Source organism: Stenotrophomonas sp. 28608_Sma (assembly GCF_056486185.1).
The window spans coordinates 1,248,753-1,264,612 of sequence record NZ_CM151308.1; the positions used below are offsets into that span (position 1 = coordinate 1,248,753).

General features: G+C 66.8%; 15 protein-coding genes. 2 read left to right on the plus strand and 13 right to left on the minus strand.

Annotated elements, in window-relative coordinates; genetic code table 11:
• Positions 1-95 precede the first annotated feature (95 nt).
• Entirely contained in the window at positions 96-428 is a 333-nt protein-coding gene (locus ACZLHH_RS05715) for a hypothetical protein (RefSeq protein WP_049461791.1), read from the plus strand.
• Between the two features lie 92 nt (positions 429-520).
• On the opposite strand, the gene ACZLHH_RS05720 is transcribed toward ACZLHH_RS05715, so the two are convergent.
• The 13 genes from ACZLHH_RS05720 to ACZLHH_RS05780 all read right to left on the minus strand — a co-directional run bounded on the left by ACZLHH_RS05720 (position 521) and on the right by ACZLHH_RS05780 (position 14,971).
• The gene (locus ACZLHH_RS05720; RefSeq protein WP_012510388.1) at positions 521-1,240 is read right to left on the minus strand and encodes a GntR family transcriptional regulator; all 720 of its coding nucleotides are present in this window, start codon (positions 1,238-1,240) and stop codon (positions 521-523) included.
• 105 nt (positions 1,241-1,345) lie between these two features.
• Complete coding sequence (locus ACZLHH_RS05725) at positions 1,346-2,713, minus strand: SLC13 family permease (protein WP_049443775.1); 1,368 nt, start codon at positions 2,711-2,713, stop codon at positions 1,346-1,348.
• 104 nt (positions 2,714-2,817) lie between these two features.
• Positions 2,818-3,738 carry a malonate decarboxylase subunit epsilon gene (gene mdcH / locus ACZLHH_RS05730; RefSeq protein ID WP_049461790.1) on the minus strand — a complete coding sequence of 307 codons (921 nt, stop codon included), beginning with the start codon at positions 3,736-3,738 and terminating at the stop codon, positions 2,818-2,820.
• The gene (mdcB, locus tag ACZLHH_RS05735) at positions 3,735-4,592 is read right to left on the minus strand and encodes a triphosphoribosyl-dephospho-CoA synthase MdcB (protein ID WP_049461789.1); all 858 of its coding nucleotides are present in this window, start codon (positions 4,590-4,592) and stop codon (positions 3,735-3,737) included. Before mdcB ends, mdcH begins: the two co-directional genes overlap by 4 nt.
• On the minus strand, positions 4,589-5,230 hold the full coding sequence (gene mdcG / locus ACZLHH_RS05740) for a malonate decarboxylase holo-[acyl-carrier-protein] synthase (protein ID WP_049461788.1): 642 nt from the start codon (positions 5,228-5,230) through the stop codon (positions 4,589-4,591). Before mdcG ends, mdcB begins: the two co-directional genes overlap by 4 nt.
• A complete protein-coding gene (gene mdcE / locus ACZLHH_RS05745; protein ID WP_049461807.1) occupies positions 5,223-5,927 on the minus strand; it encodes a biotin-independent malonate decarboxylase subunit gamma in 705 nt (234 codons plus the stop codon). The genes mdcG and mdcE overlap by 8 nt, the downstream gene beginning before the upstream one ends.
• 2 nt (positions 5,928-5,929) lie before the next feature.
• Positions 5,930-6,838, minus strand: coding sequence for a biotin-independent malonate decarboxylase subunit beta (locus ACZLHH_RS05750; protein ID WP_049461787.1), 909 nt, complete (start codon positions 6,836-6,838; stop codon positions 5,930-5,932).
• Entirely contained in the window at positions 6,835-7,155 is a 321-nt protein-coding gene (mdcC, locus tag ACZLHH_RS05755; RefSeq protein WP_049461786.1) for a malonate decarboxylase acyl carrier protein, read from the minus strand. Before mdcC ends, ACZLHH_RS05750 begins: the two co-directional genes overlap by 4 nt.
• Positions 7,156-7,165: 10 nt before the next feature.
• On the minus strand, positions 7,166-8,809 hold the full coding sequence (gene mdcA / locus ACZLHH_RS05760) for a malonate decarboxylase subunit alpha (RefSeq protein WP_049461785.1): 1,644 nt from the start codon (positions 8,807-8,809) through the stop codon (positions 7,166-7,168).
• A 222-nt stretch (positions 8,810-9,031) separates the two neighbouring features.
• A complete protein-coding gene (locus ACZLHH_RS05765) occupies positions 9,032-11,239 on the minus strand; it encodes a TonB-dependent siderophore receptor (protein ID WP_180844976.1) in 2,208 nt (735 codons plus the stop codon).
• Positions 11,240-11,507: 268 nt separating this feature from the next.
• On the minus strand, positions 11,508-13,208 hold the full coding sequence (gene mqo / locus ACZLHH_RS05770; RefSeq protein WP_180844977.1) for a malate dehydrogenase (quinone): 1,701 nt from the start codon (positions 13,206-13,208) through the stop codon (positions 11,508-11,510).
• A gap of 228 nt (positions 13,209-13,436) precedes the next feature.
• A complete protein-coding gene (locus ACZLHH_RS05775; protein WP_180844978.1) occupies positions 13,437-13,883 on the minus strand; it encodes a GNAT family N-acetyltransferase in 447 nt (148 codons plus the stop codon).
• 182 nt (positions 13,884-14,065) lie between these two features.
• Complete coding sequence (locus ACZLHH_RS05780; protein ID WP_010483397.1) at positions 14,066-14,971, minus strand: LysR family transcriptional regulator ArgP; 906 nt, start codon at positions 14,969-14,971, stop codon at positions 14,066-14,068.
• Between the two features lie 138 nt (positions 14,972-15,109).
• Here ACZLHH_RS05780 and ACZLHH_RS05785 point away from each other — a divergent pair, with 138 nt between their 5' ends.
• Entirely contained in the window at positions 15,110-15,745 is a 636-nt protein-coding gene (locus ACZLHH_RS05785) for a LysE/ArgO family amino acid transporter (protein WP_005408523.1), read from the plus strand.
• Positions 15,746-15,860 lie beyond the last annotated feature (115 nt).

Below are 15,860 nucleotides of genomic sequence, written 5' to 3' on the forward strand. Positions count from 1 at the left end.
CCGGCGCGCCCTACATTGTCCCATCTTCATGACAGGCAGGGCCATTGCCGGGGTGGCAGGCCATAATGCCCCCAGTCCAGGCATGGAGTCGCCGAATGCTGATCGTTACCCTTCTGCTGGTCCTGCTGGTGCTGGGCCTGAACGTGGTGGCCACCGTGGTGATCGCGCAGCGCGACGGCCTGTCGGCGGGCGGCCGGACGGTGCAGCTGCTGCTGGTCTGGCTGCTGCCGCTGGTCGGCGCGATCCTGTGCATGGCAGTGGCCACGGCCGATGGCTCACCCGCGCGGAGCGATGGCAGTGGCGGTGGGCCCGCCGATTTTTCCGGCGGCTATTCCGGGGACAGCCACAGTCATCACAGCTACAGCAGCTCCGACTGCAGCAGTGATGGCGGTGGGGGTGACGGCGGCAGCTGCGGTGGCGGCGATTGATGAGACGTTCCTGGTTGCCGGCCAGCTGCCGGCACTACCCAGCCGAGGTCACGCCTTGGTAGTGCCGGCCGCTGGCCGGCAACCCTGTGCGCTCAGCCGCCGCCTTCGGTCGGCAACGGCGCCGGTACGTTCAGCAGCCCGCCTGCCGCCACATAGGCGGCCAGTGCCTGGCCCTGGCTCAGCAGATGGCGTTCCATGGTGCGTTCGGCAGCCTGCGCGTCGCGGCGGCGGAAGCATTCCATCAGCTCGCGGTGTTCGGCCAGCGACTGCGCGGTGCGACCCGGGGTCAGCAGCTGACGGCCACGATGCATCTTCAGGATGCGGTGCAGGTCGTGGGTGATGCGGATCAGCCAGGGGTTGCCCGCGTAATGCTGCACGGTTTCGTGGATCAGGTAGTTGTTGCGGTAGTACTCGGCGATGTTGCCCTCGGCCGCAGCCGCTTCCATCGCTGCATGCAGGTCTTCGAGCTGCTGCACGCCGGCATCGTCGATGTGCTTCACCGCCTCATGCGCGCAGCGGCCTTCCAGCATCGCCATCACCGGGAACAGCTGGTTGAGGTCTTCCAGCGTCAGTCGCGTGACCCGGCTGCCACGACCCGCATCGATCTGCACCAGGCCTTCGGCGGCCAGCAGCTTCAGCGCCTCGCGCAGCGGCGTGCGGCTGATGCCCAGTTCTTCGCACAGCGCGGGCTCGTCGATCCATTCTCCCGGCGGCAGCCGGTAATCGTAGATGCGCTCGCGCACGTGTTCGGCCACCTCTTCGTACAGGGGGGCGCGCTTCTTCGGTGACCGCGGGGCAGGGGCAATGGCCATGGTGGAAGTGTACCGCCAGGTAGTGCCGGCCGCTGGCCGGCAACCCATGATCGCTGGATGGCTTCATGAGAGTGCCGGCCAGCGGTCGGCACCCCCGCTGGGCGGTTACATCCAGCCCGGCACCACGAACACCAGCCAGGCCAGCAGCGGTCCGAGCGCAACCACCAGGCCGCTGTAGACCAGGAAGCGGCGGAACAGGGTCTCGCGCTCTTCCTTCGCGGCCGAGGCCACCACCAGTGCGCCATTGGTCGAGAACGGGCTGACATCGACGATGGTGGATGACACCGCCAGCGCGCAGATCACGCCGGCGGCGCTGAGGTGGCCCTGCATCAGGAACGGCACCGCCAATGGGATCGTCGCGCCGAGTACCGCTGCCGACGAAGCGAATGCGGAGACGATGCCGCCGACGTAGCAGACCAGCAGCGCACCGAGCAGCGGGATGCCGATGTCGGACACACCGTTGCCGATGAAGTCCACCGCGCCGGCATGTTCCAGCACGCCGATGTAGGTCACCACGCCGCAGATCAGCAGCACGGTGGACCAGCTGATGCCATCGACCGCACCCTTCTGGCTCTGCGGGGACAACAGCGCCAGCGCCACCGCCACGGTGATCGAGACCAGGCCGACGTTGAGGTTGTAGATCAGCGCGGCCACGCCCAGGCCGAGCAGGCCGATCAGGGTGAACAACCGCTCGCGGGTCAGGTTCACCGCATCCAGTGCCGCCGGATCATTGCTGAGCGTGCCGCCGCCTGCTGCGACCAGCGCGCCATGGCCTTCGATCGCGAATTGCCGCGACGAGGCCTGCGGGCCACCGGCCATCGCCAGCTCGGCAGTGCCGAGCGTTCCTGCTGCGGTGATCGAGCCACGGCGCAGCAGGGCGATGCCACCAAAGGCGAAGAAGCAGATCGTCGCCATCATGAAGTTGAAGCCCAGACTGGTCAGGAACACCGCCATCTCGGTCACTTCCAGCCCGGCTTTCTGCACCACGCCATTGGTGATGCTGCCGTACACGCTGATCGGCGAGAAGCCGCCCGCCTGCGCACCATGGATGACCAGCAGGCCCATCATCAGTGGATTGATGTTGTACTGCTTGGCAAAGCGCAGCGCGACCGGGCCGATGATCGCGACCGCCGCCGGGCCCAGTGCACCGAACGCAGTGAGGACCGCGGTGATCACGAACATCACCCACGGAATGGCCACGATATGGCCGCGCACCGCTTTCACTGCCCAGTGCACCAGCAGGTCGATGGTGCCGTTCTTCTGCGCGATGGCGAACAGATAGGTGATGCCGACCAGGGTCAGGAACAGATCGCCGGGGAAGCCGGCCAGCACCTCTTTGCCCCCCATGTCGACCCACAGCCCGCCGATGATGAAGGCCAGCGCGAAGGCGACGGCGCCCATGTTGATCGGCATCGCGGTGGCAACGATGAACATGATCACCAGACCGATGATCGTTGCGATTTGTGGACTCATGCGCCCTCCCAGACACGTGACTCACGTACAGCGCGGATGGAGACCCGCCATCCCGGGGTAAGGCGACGTACTGCGTGTTGCGTGATACGTACTGCTCGAACCCGTTACTGCAGCCGCTCCAGCGCGCTGCGGACCCAGGCCGCGGCGCCTTCAAGGCTCTGGAACTCTTCCACCGCGCGCACCTCGCAGCACGGATAGGCCGGCGCGACCATGCGCGCCAATGCGTTGCCCGGGCCCAGCTGCAGGAATACCCGCGCGCCACGCTCGAAGGCCTGGCGCATCACCTGCGTCCATTCGATGGTCTGCGCGAGCTGCGCCGACAGCGTGTGGACTGCCGTTGCGCGATCCCGCACCGGTCGCGCATCGATGCCCGCCAGCAGCGGCAGGCGTGGGGCCTGCAGTGGCGAGGCGTCGAGTGCGGCAGCGAACGGTGCGACCGCCGCTGCCAGCAACGGTGTGTGTGCAGGCACGTGCACCGGCAGTGGACGGATGTCCGCACCCTGCGGCCGCGCGGCATCGGCCAGCCGCTGCAATGAGGCGTGCGTGCCGCCCACGATGAAATGGTCCTGCCCGTTGGCGATGGCCACATGCGCTCCGTGCAGATCGCACAGCGGCTGCAGTACATGGCGTTCCAGGCCAAGCACTGCCTGCAGGCCTGCATCGGCGGGGCTGGCGCTGTCCATCAACAGCGCGCGCTGCGCAGCCAGGGCAAGGCAGGTGGCCGCATCGACGCCGCCGGCGATGGCATGTGCGGCCAGCTCGCCGATGCTGTAACCCGCGATTACCGTCGGCGTTGGCAATACCTCGCGCAGGCCCTGCCAATGCGCCAGGCTTGCTGCGCACAGCAGTGGTTGCGCCCGCACATTGTCGAAGCGGTCGTCGGCCGCCGCAGCAGCGAATACATCGCGGCCGAGCAGTTCGCTCGTGGCATCGAGCACCGGCCGCGCGGCAGCCAGATCGCGCACGCGATCGAACATCGCCGCGTGCTGCGCGCCTTGGCCAGGGCAGAGCAGGGCCAGGCTCATGCCTGCTCCTGCTGCAGCAGGAACACGCTGCAGGCCAACAGGTCTGCGCTGCCGCCCGGGCTCAGCCGGCGCATGACGAAGCCGTCACCGATGCGACGCAGATGTACCTGCCAGTCCGGCGCGAAGGTGCCACCGGCGTCCAGGAAGGTGCGTGCCTGCCGCTGGGCCCAGCGCAGGCCGTCGGCGCCGCCCCGGTGCAGCAGGTTGAGGTCATCCACGCACGCGATCAGCTGCATCAGGGTCTGGCACATCGCGGCCTCGCGTGGCACGCCGCTGGCCAGTGCGTGGCGCAGGGCAGGCAGTGCCACTTCGCGCAGCAGCGGGTAGCCGGCAACCGCTTGTTCGCGCACACCTTGCACGCCGTGCCGTGCACGCGCGCGTTGGCCAGGGCTGTTCGCATCCAGAGGCGCGTCGGCGAGCTCGGGCGCCCAACGGCGCACTTCCTGGCAGACCTGCTCGGCTGCGGCGACACGGCCCGCGCGGCCCCAGCAGGCAGCGGACGCGGCCACCAGCAGGCCAAGGCTGAAGATCGCACCGCGATGGGTGTTGATGCCCGCAGTGGCATGCAGCATCGATATCTCGGCGGCGATGCCATGCCGCCGCAGCGTCTGGAACGGCGCCGCGCTGGCACCGGCGTCGGCCACGGCGATGAAATAGTGGCGCAACGCGAACAGGCTGCGCAGGAAGGTGCCGGCATCCATGTCGTGGTGGCTGCCGCGATCGAACGGTGTAACCAGTCCCGGTTTGGGGGCAAGGGCCAGTTCGGCGTGCAGGCTGGCGATGGCAAGGCGCCCCAGGCGCGCGCTGTCCACCGCCGGGGTGGACCGGGCGACGCGCTGCACGACAGCGTTCATGCGACAACTCCAGTGGCGTTGAACACGGCCTCGCGCAGTTCCAGAGCGGCACCATCAATGCGTTTGACCAGTACTTCGCGGCTGCGACCGGCGTATTCGCGCCAGTTCACCGCGCCACCATCCACCAGGCACAGTTCGCCATCCACGCGATGCCCATAGGCGCTTTCCCAGTGCTGCAGGCGTTCGACCAGCAGGTCGGCCTGGCGCGCGTCATCCACCTGCCACAGCAGGTCGATGTCCGAGCGCGGGTGCACATAGGACAGTCCGGTGAGGTGCTGCCATGCGAAGGCGCCGAATACGCGGGCTGGTGCAAGCCGCAGCATTGCCTGCAACGCCGCCTGCCAATCCGCCGGAACGCCGCCGGCGAGAACGTGATCCAAGGCAGGGGAAGGCTGCAGCTGCTGGACGTCCTGCAGGGCCACGCGCAGCGCCAGTCGTTGCTTGCCTTCGCTTGGCGGTAGCGGTACCCCCAGGCGCAGCCGAGGGTCGGGGTCGTCCGCCGCACAGCGCGCCACCATGGCCGGCAGGCCCTGCGCGAACCACGCTGCCAGACGTGGTTCCTGTGCAGTCACGTCAGCCCGCCAGTCGGCATCGGCCGACAGCCAGGCCAGCGTGTGGCGGGCGGGCCGCTCAGGCATCGCCGTGGGCCACCGCAGATGAAACCCCTGCCGCCAGGGCACGGCCGCCGCGATGTGCGCCGCGTGCGGCACGCAGGTCGCCTTCGGCGGGCGTGCGCAGCGCCTGCAGCAGGTGCTGGGCAAGATCGCCCTCCCATAGCGATTCCACCGCACCCATCGCCACGTAGTTCTCCACGCCCGGCGCGAACACCGGCGAGGTCTGGCTGAGTGCCTGCAGTTTCTCCAGCGGTTGCTTGGTCACCCGCGCCATCGCGCGCAGGTCCATCACCCGCACCTGTGCATCGGGCAGGGCGTGGATGTGGTCGGCCATCAGGCCGAATGAGAGGAAGCCGCCACTGACGGATTCACCATAGACCAGCGTGACAAGCCGCGCGCCACGTCGACGCGCGAGATCCAGCGTCTGTGCCAGATGCGCGAAACAGCCGTTGATGCCAAGCAGTTCGTCGCGCCGCGCCAGGCGCTGGCCAGCGGTGTCCACCAGCATCACGATCGGTCGCTGGGGATGCGCGGCGGTGCTGGCAAGCACGGTTTCGGCCAGTGCCAATGCGTGGTCCACGCCGACTTCGAGTTTGTCGGCGGTACCGATCACGGTCACCTCGCCATCCTCGGTGGTGGCGCTGCCGGTCAGCACCGAATCGTTCACGGCAATGGCATGCCCATGTGGGAACAGGGCATCGAGCAGGGTCTGCAGCGGCATGCTCATGGCAGGCTCCGGTCGGCGGTGGCGATGAGGAACGCATCGGTGTCGAGCAGCGGCAGTCGCTCGGGGGTAGTGATACCCAGCCGCGCCCAGATCTCCAGGCCATCGCGGCAATCGCCCCAGGCCTGCACGCGCGCCTTCAGTGCCGCATGGCGTTCCTGCAGCGCGGCCAGTGCAGTATCTGGATCGGTGCTGCTGGTATCGGGCTGCAGCGCATTGCTGGCAGCTTGCGCGAACGCCTCGATGGCATCGGGCACCAGCACCTGTGCCTGGTCGATCAGGTAGCGGTGCTTGCCTCCCGTTACGCGCCAGACCAGCGCGCGATCGCGGGAATCGAACTCTTCCACACCACGCACGGTCTCGATTACTTCCGGCCCGGACAGTGACAGCCGGCCTTCCTCGGACATGACCACCGTGCTGCAGCAGCGGGCGACGATGCCCATGCCACCGAATGCGCCGTTGCCGCTGCCGATCAGCGCGACCACGGGGACGCCTGCAGCGCGCGCATCCAGCGTGGCGCGCATGATCTCGGAAATGGCGATGAGCCCTGCATTGGCTTCGTGCAGGCGCACGCCACCGGTATCGAGCAGCAGCAGCACACCGTCAGGTCGGGTTTCCGCTGCACGGTGCAGCAGCCCGGTCAACTTGGCGCCGTGCACCTCGCCCACGCCGCCGCCCATGAATTCACCCTGTTGTGCGGCCAGCAGCACGCGTCGGCCGCGCAGTGTGGCTTCGCCGACAACGATGCCGTCGTCGAACGCCGCGGGCTGGTCGAGCTGTGCCAGGTGCGGGCTCATCATCCGCCGCGCCGGGCCGAGGAATTCACGGAACGAGCCGGCGTCGATCAGCCCGGCGATGCGCTCGCGTGCATCGGCTTCGTAGTAACTGTGGCGCTGCGTCCGGTTCATCGTGGATCTCCAGCAAGCAGGGTTTCCACCGCCTGGTTCAGGCGCAGGCTGACTACCGCCGGGGTTGCGCCGGCATCGTTGATCGAGACGCTTACATCGCGCAGTGGATGGCGCTGTGCGAAATCACCGATCACCGCCTCCCAGACGCGGCCAAAGCCCTGCGCGGCGGTGATGATGCGCACCGTCATCGCGCCGTCCAGTGCGGCCGGTTCCAGCAGGATTTCCAGGTTGCCCGAGGCCAGTACGCCCACCAGCACTGCATCGCGCGGAAACTGCACCGCCGTGTGTCCTTCGAATCGATAGTCGAGGGTTTCCATGCTCAGCCCCTTACCAGTTGCGGAAGCGCTTGGGCGGGTCGTACAGGCCGCCGGACCAGCGCACCAGGTCCTTCACCGAACGCGCCGCAAGCAGGTCACGGCTGGCATCGCGCACTGAGATGCCGAGGTCATCGGGACGGCGGATCACGCCGCGGTCGCGCAGGTTCTCCACCATCGCGCGGTCGCGCCCCATGCCCACGGCGGTATAGCCGGACACGCCGCGGATCGCCTGTTCGCGCTCTTCAGGGGTGCGGCACAGCAGCAGGTTGGCGATGCCTTCTTCGGTCAGTACATGGCTGACGTCGTCGCCATAGATCATCACCGGTGGCAGCGGCATGTCCGCGCGCTCGGCCAGCTCCCAGGCGTCCAGCCGATCGACGAAGGCCGGTGCCATGTGTTCGCGGAAGGTTTCAACCATCTGCACCACCAACTTGCGGCCACGCGGCATCTCACCGGGGCGTGCGGACTGCTGGCCGGCCTTGACCCAGGCCTCGCTGGCATGGCGGCGGCCACGTGCATCGGAGCCCATGTTCGGTGCGCCACCGAAGCCGGCGATGCGGTCGCGCGTGGCGGTGGAGCTGTTGCCCTGCAGGTCGATCTGCAGGGTGGAACCGATGAACATGTCGCAGGCATACAGGCCGGCGGTCTGAGAGAACGCGCGGTTGGAGCGCATCGAGCCATCGGCACCGGTGAAGAACACATCGCTGCGTGCGGCGATGTACTTCTCCATGCCCAGTTCGGAACCGAACGAATGCACCGATTTGACGAAGCCCGATTCGATCGCCGGAATCAGTGCGGGGTGTGGATTGAGCGCCCAGTGCTGGCAGATCTTTCCCTTCAGCCCGAGCGATTCGGCGTAGGTCGGCAGCAGCAGCTCGATGGCCGCGGTGTCGAAGCCGATGCCATGGTTGAGGCGGTTCACGCCGTACTCGGCGTAGATGCCCTTGATCGCCATCATCGCCATCAGCACCTGGATCTCGGAGATCTGCGCCGGGTCGCGGGTGAACAGCGGCTCGATGTGGTTCGGCTTCGGCGCCTGCACCACGAAGTTGACCCAGTCAGCAGGGATGTCGACGCGGGGGAGGGTGTCGACGATCTCGTTGACCTGGGCGATGACGATGCCGCCACCGAACGCGGTGGCCTCGACGATGACCGGGGTGTCTTCGGTGTTGGGGCCGGTATAGAGGTTGCCGTGGCGATCGGCGGCCTGCGCGGCGACCAGCGCTACGCGGGGCGTGAGGTCGATGAAGTAGCGGCCGAACAGTTCCAGGTAGGTGTGGATGGCACCGATCTGGATGCGCCCTTCGGCCACCAGGTTGGCCAGCCGCACCGATTGCGGGCCGGAGAACGAGAAGTCCAGTTTCGAGGCGATGCCGCGTTCGAACACATCCAGGTGCGAGGGCAGCGACAGCACCGACTGCACCATGTGCAGGTCATGCACCCGCGCGGGATCGAGGTCAGCCAGGCACTGGGCGAGGAAGTCGGCCTGCTTCTGGTTGTTGCCTTCCAGGCAGACCTTGTCGCCTGGCTCCAGCAGTGCGTGCAGCAGCTCGCCCACGTCGGTGGCGGCGACCTCACGTCCCCGGGCCCACGGCGCGGCACGTTCCAGGCGGGCCTGGCGGCTGCGTTCCAACGTATCCCAGCTCGGGTTCATCGACCGGCTTCCGATTGGTGTCGATGTAATTACGGCATAATTACAGTCGGGCATGCAACCCGCACTGCAGCAAAAAGAAGGGCCCGCGCGAAGGCGGGCCCATTCAGATTGAAATGGAGGATGACCCGCATCGATCGGGGTAGTGCCGGCCGCTGGCCGGCTCCGCGTCATCGATGCATCGCTTGGAGCCGGCCAGCGGCCGGCACTACCGTTTCTGGTGGCTCAGAACTTCCAGCGCAGGCTGGCCGCTACGAAGCGCGGTTCGCCGAAGTTGTTGTAGTCCAGGTTCGCCCAGTAGGTCTTGTCCAGTGCGTTGCGCACGCTCAGGGTTGCCGTCCAGTTGTCGCTGATGCGGTAGTTGGCGTTGAACTGCACCAGCATGTAGGCCGGCTGGTTCACCGTCACCGTGCCGCCCAGCGGGTAGGCGATGTTGTAGCCCTGCACCTTGCTCTGCCACTGCACGCCACCGCCAACGCTCAGGCGTTCCAGCGCACCGCGCAGCTGCAGCTGGGTGTTGAGCTGCAACAGATCCTTCGGCGGGTTGGCGTACAGCAGATCGGTGGCGGCGCGGGTGACCTTGACGTGGGTGTAGCCGGCATTGACCATCCAGCCCGGCAGGATCTCGCCGTTGACGTCCATCTCCCAGCCGCGCGCCTTGGTGCCGTTGATCCCGATGTAGGCGGAGGTGCCATCGCTCAGCGAACCGTCCGGCACGCTCATGTCACGCACCGCGTAGTTGTCCTGCTTGGCCTCGAACACCGCGGCATTGGCAGTCAGGCGGCCATCGAGCCACTGCGTCTTGATGCCTGCTTCCAGGTTCGAGCCCTGTACTGGCGCCAGCAGGTTCTCGTTGCGGTCCTTGAAGTTCTGCGGGTTGAAGATCTCGGTGTAGCTGGCGTACGCCGAGACGTTCGGCGTGATGTCGTAGACCAGGCCCACGTACGGGGTGACTTCATCACTCACCTTGTATGCACCGCTGGTGCCGGTGTAGGCGCCTGCGGCGTTGTAGGAGCGGCTGAGGGTTTCCCAGCGGCTCAGGCGTGCGCCGGCAATCAGCGACAGCGGATCGGCCAGGCGCAGGCGGGTGGCAAGATAGACGCCACTCTGCGTGGTCTTGGCCATGCGGCGCGCGCCGGTACGGCGGTAGGTGACCTCGGAGATATCGCCGTTCCAGCTGTACACGTTGGGAATGTAGTAGCAGCGTTCGCGTGCACCCGTGGCGCTGACACACGTTGCCCAGTCGGCCGGGAAGTTCAGTGCCAGGGTATTTGTCGTGCCTTCCAGGTCCGACCATTGCGCCCCCACGGTGAGGTCGTGGTCGCGGCCGAACAGATCGAAGCTGCCGGTCAGGTAGGCATCGACGTTGCGCCGGGTGTCCTTCGAATCACCGGCGGCCGCGCGCAGGAAGATGCCCGAGCCGGTCACCGGGTCCGGCTCGCCGGTGCCGTACAGGCGCACATTCTGAACGTTGCCGCGGGTGTAGGCGGTGTTGATCTTCAACAGCCAGTTGTCGCCGAAGCGCTGTTCCAGGTTGGCGAAGGCAGTGTTGCTCTCGCGCTTCCAGTAGCTCCACTTCGGCGACAGGTTGGTCGAGCGCGGCAGGTGCGCGAAATTGCCCTGGTTGTCGAAGAACGGCACGGTGCCCCAGGTCGAGCCGGTCGGATTGTTGTCCTGGCTCTGGTAACCGAGGGTGATCGTCGTGCTGTCGGTGACGTCGCCTTCCAGCACCGCCATGCCGGCCATCTTGTTCTCGTCGTAGCGGTCGTAATACAGGCCACGATCGGTATAGGCGGCGACCACGCGGCTGCGGAAACGGCCGTCATCGGTCAGCGGCGCGGTCACGTCCGCCTCCATGCGCCGATAGTCCCAGCTGCCGGCGCTGATCGCGAACGAGGCATCGAACTCCTTGCCCGGCCGCTTGCGCAGCAGGTTGACGGTGGCCGACGGCACGCCGGCGCCGCTGAGCAGGCCGTTGGCACCGCGGATCACTTCGATACGGTCGTAGAAAGCGGTGTCGTATTCCTGGTTGGTGGAACCGCTGTAGGTCGGGATGCCGTCGACCTGGAAGTCAGTGATGGCGAAGCCGCGTGCGTAGTACAGCGGGCGCTGGGTGTCATAGAAGGACACGCTGACGCCGGTGACGTTGCGCATCACGTCGTTGATGCTGAACAGCGATTCGTCCTGCAGGCGCTTCAGGCTGATCGCAGTGGCCGACTGCGGGGTTTCCTGCAGTGTGATCGGCAGGCGGGTGGTGCTGGATGGCGGAGCGGACTGCTTGGCACGGACGCTGACCCGGTCCAGGGTCTTGGCATCGGATGCATCGGCGGCGGCCTCGGCGAACGCCGGAGACGCGACCAGCGCGAGCGAAGAGAGCAGGGCAGCCGGCAGCAGCGCACGGCGGGGCAGGCGGTTACGGAACGTCAGGGACATGGTGGGTTCGAAGCTCGGAGACGGGAAGGGGGCGGCAACAGTCGTCCAGCACCCGGGGCGGCGGCTTCGGGCACATCAGGTCCATCTGGGAGGGGCGCGGTCACTGCGCAGTGCGCAAATGTAAATAATTCTTAACAACATTACAATTCGCGTCATTGTGCATAGGATTCCCGGCGCCGGGCATCGCTTTCTGCAGCAGGGAGCGGCCCAAACGCGAACGGCCGCCCGAAGGTGGCCGTCCGTGTCTGCTGCAGGGAATCTGCCAGGCTTACAGCGCCTGCAGTTCCTCATTGGCGTTGCGCTTTTCCTTGGTTGGTGCCGGAACCGCTGCCGGCACTACCGCCGGGTCCGGAGCCGCCGCATTGGCGTCCACCGGCACCTCCAGGTACGGCAGGCGCAGGGTCTGGCTGGTCAGCGTGCGGATCTCGTTGACCAGCGCGGCGTTGTCGTTGAGCTTGCGCCCGTACGACGGCACGATCTCGCGCAGGCGGGTTTCCCAGCCGGCCTTCATCTGGTCCGGGAAGGCCTTGGCCATCAGGTCCAGCATGATCGGCGGCGAGGTCGATGCACCCGGCGAGGCACCGAGCAGGGCGGCGATGGTGTGGTCCTTGTCGGTCACGATCTCGGTACCGAACTGCAGCACCGGGCCCTTCAGCGGATCACGCTTGATGATCTGCACGCGCTGGCCGGCGGTGACCAGCTTCCAGTCGCCCGGCTTGGCATTGGGGAAGTACTTGACCAGTTCGGCCTGGCGATCGGCATCGTTCAGGCGTGCCTGGGCCATCAGGTACTGCACCAGGTCCAGGTTGTCCTTGCCCACTTCCAGCATCGGGCCAACGTTGTTGTGGGTGACCGAGGAGTACAGGTCCCACCACGAGCCGTGCTTGAGGAACTTGGTGCTGTACAGCGCGAACGGCCCGAACAGGACCACCGGCTTGCCGTCCAGCTTGCGCGCATCCAGGTGCGGCACCGACATTGGCGGCGAACCGGTTTCGGCCATGCCGTAGGCCTTCACACCGTGGCGCGAGGTCACGTCCTGGCCCTGGAAGGCGAGGAACTGGCCACCGACCGGAAAGCCGGCGTAGTCCTTCGATTCCGGAATGCCGGACATCTGCAGCAGCTTCAGCGCGGCGCCACCGGCACCGATGAACACGAAGCGGGCGTGGGTGGTGGACTCGGTTCCGGCCTTGAGGTCCTTCACCGTCACGTTCCAGCTCTTGTCAGCGTTCTGCCGCAGTGCGCTCACTTCGTGGTTGAGGTGCAGGCTGAAGTTCGGGCTGCGCTGCAGGCCGGTGGTCAGCTGGCGGGTGATCACACCGAAGTTGACGTCGGTGCCCAGCGGCATCCAGGTCGCGGCGACCTTCTGCTTCGGGTCACGGCCTTCCATCAGCAGCGGTGCCCACTGCTTGATCTGTGCCGGATCCTCGGAGTACTGCATGCCGTAGAACAGCGGGTTCTTCACCAGGGCCTGCTGGCGCTTGTGCAGGTAGGCGACGTTGTCATCGCCCCAGACGAAGCTCATGTGCGGGGTCGGGTTGATGAAGTCGCTGGGCTGGCTCAGGCGGCCTTCCTTCACCTGGTGCGACCAGAACTGGCGCGAGACCTCGAACGATTCGGCGATGCCGACCGCGCGCTTGGTCTCGATGCTGCCGTCGGGCAGTTCGGGGGTGTAGTTCAGTTCGGCGAAGGCCGAGTGGCCCGTGCCGGCGTTGTTCCAGCCGTCGGAGCTTTCACCGGCGACGCCGTCGAGGCGTTCGTAGACCTGGATGTTCCAGTCCGGCTGCAGTTCCTGCAGGTAGGTGGCCAGGGTGATGCTCATGATGCCGGCGCCGACCAGTACCACGTCGACGGGCTTGTCGTTGCTGGCGGCGGGCACCGAGCGCTGGGTCAGCGGCCAGTACAGGAACAGCGCGGCGGCCAGCAACAGCAGCACGAGCAGGGCGAGCAGGGCCTTGCCAAATTTCTTCATGGGGGCGGGATCGTTGGCGGAGGGGAAGGGGTCAGGATGCGCGTGGGGCAGGGAAAGGGCGTGAAGAAACAACGCCTTGCGCCATCCATCCGCGATTCTAACCGGATCCGGTCCGTTTTTGATGCAACGCAGCATCCGTCGTTTCGCGGCCCCGTCACGTGAGCGGCGGGCCCAAGCCTGGCGATTGTAGCCCCAGTAGCGCCAGGCCATGCCTGGCGACGCCTTCAATCAGACCAGCTCCAGAATCTCGTCACCGGCCTCATCGATCTCCCCGGTCGGGCGCCAGCCCAGGCGCCGGTAGAAGCCATGCGAGCGCGAACGCGGGTCGGCCGAGCACGCCAGGAACAGCCGGGTATGGCCCGCATCGCGGGTCAGGTTGACCACTTCCTGCAGCAGCTGCCGACCGACGCCACGGCCTTCGTAGTCCGGCAGCAGGGCCAGCACCAGCACTTCGCCGGTGTCGCGGTCGGCGAAGCAGTAACCGGCCATGCGCTCCCCTTCCCAGGCGACGCGGCCGATCGAATCGCCCTGGGCGATGCCGGCCGCCCAGCTTTCCGGCGTGATGCCCAGCTCCGCCAACTGCGCGGCACTGAAGGCGTTCTCGCGGGTGCGCCCGCGCAGGTCGATGCAGGCGGCGGCATCTTCGGGGCGCGCATCGCGGACGAATACAGGCATGCAGGGCATCCTTGCAGTGATCGGCCGACCAGTATCCGCATCGCGCATGGACCCGGTGTGGAGACTTCGTGGAGATTGGATGGAGCAAAAAGGGGACGGAGGGAATTAAGTCGTCTTTGCCCAGAATGTCGTTTGGGCCTTAAACGACTTAATCCCCTCCGTCCCCTTTTTGCAGGGCTGCCTCAGCGCTTGCGCCGCACCAGCGCTGATGAGGCGTCCAGCACCGCGCGGGTCAGCAGGGCCATGGTCTGTACGTCGCCCTTCCAGTGCTGCCAGTACAGCGGCACGTCTTCCCACGCGCGCTGGCGTACGTAGACCAGGCGGCCGGCGTCCAGGTGCCGCTTGACCAGCGGCAGCGGGTTCATGGTCCAGCCCATGCCGCCCAGGTTGGCCTGCACAAAGGCGCGGGTGGAGGGAATCCACCAGGTCGGTGCGGTGCTGGGCAGGTCGTCGCCGGCCATGCGCCGGGCAAAGCGCGACTGCATTTCGTCCTTGCGGTTGAACACCAGCACCGGCGCCTGCGCCAGCGCCTGCGCGGTCACGCCCTTGGCAAAATGGCGTTCGCGGAATTCGGGGGTACAGGTGGCGGCGTAACGGATGCTGCCCAGCGCGTGGATCTGGCAGCCCTGCACCGGCTCGTCCAGCGTGGTCACCGCACCCAGCACCGTGCCCTGGCGCAGCAGTTCGACGGTGTGGTCCTGGTCCTCCACGCGCAGGTCCAGGGTGGTGCCGGTGCTCTGTGCGAACTGCGAGGCGGCCTGCGGGAACCAGGTTTCCAGGCTGTCGTGGTTCACCGCCACCGGGATGCTGGCCTGCGGCAGGTCTTCGTCAGCCAGGCCCATCCGGTGCAGGGCGTCGTGCTCGAGCAGGGCGGTCTGCTCGGCCAGCTGCACCAGCACCTGGCCCTCGGCGGTGGCGGTGGCCGGGGTGCCGCGCTTGACCAGCAGGCGACCGACCCGATCCTCCAGTGCCTTGACCCGCTGCGAGATGGCCGAGGGCGTGACATTCAGCGACTGCGCGGCGCGGTCGAAGCTGCCTTCGCGGATCACTGCGGCGAGGGCGCGCAGCTGGGCATGGTCGATACGCATCGAATTAAGTTCCGCTAATGTTGGTTTAGGAAGTTTAGCTAGTCTTTTTCATGTTGCGGCGCGACAATGGCGCCCGTTCCGGTGCTGTCCGCCTTCGCGAGGCACCGTCCCCCCAAGCAAGCAAAGGCAGTGAATCCCATGTTCTCGGTCATCTCCGCCAGCACCGGCCTCGGTGCCTGGTTCTCTGGTGCAGCTACCGGCATCGGCCTGTTCGCCGTGGTCGGGGCCCAGAGCGCCTTCATTCTGCGCCAGGGCATCCTGCGCAAGCACATCGTGCCGGTGGTTGCCACCTGTGCGGCCATCGATGCGATCTTCATCTTTGCCAGCGTGGCTGGCCTACGCACGCTCACTTCGGCGCTGCCGTGGCTGACCACCGCCGTGCTGTGGACGGGCGTGGCGTTCCTGGCCTGGTACGCCATGAAGTCGGCACGCCGTGCGATTGCCGGTGGCGGCGGCATGGGCGAGGCTGACAGCGACGACGGCAGCCGCCGCGCGGTGCTGATGGCTGCGGTCGGCTTCTCGCTGATCAACCCGCACTTCTGGCTGGACATGATGGTGATCGGCTCGATCGCCGAGAACTTCGGCAACGCCCGCATGGCCTTCGCCGCCGGTGTGGTGACTGCCAGCTGCCTGTGGCTGACCGCGCAGGGCCTGGGCGCACGCCTGCTGGCGCCGCTGTTCACCAAGCCCAGTACCTGGCGCGTGCTCGACGGCACCATCGCCGTGATCCTCAGCATCCTGGCCCTTACGTTGGCGGTGCGCGGGGTCCACTGACCCGGCGCACGCCCCCCGAACCCACGTCCTGACTCTCTCTCCAAGGTAGTGGTAACGACGGCACCGGCAACGGTGCCGTCGTTTTTTCTGCTGATGTGGCGCGGCAAACGGTCAC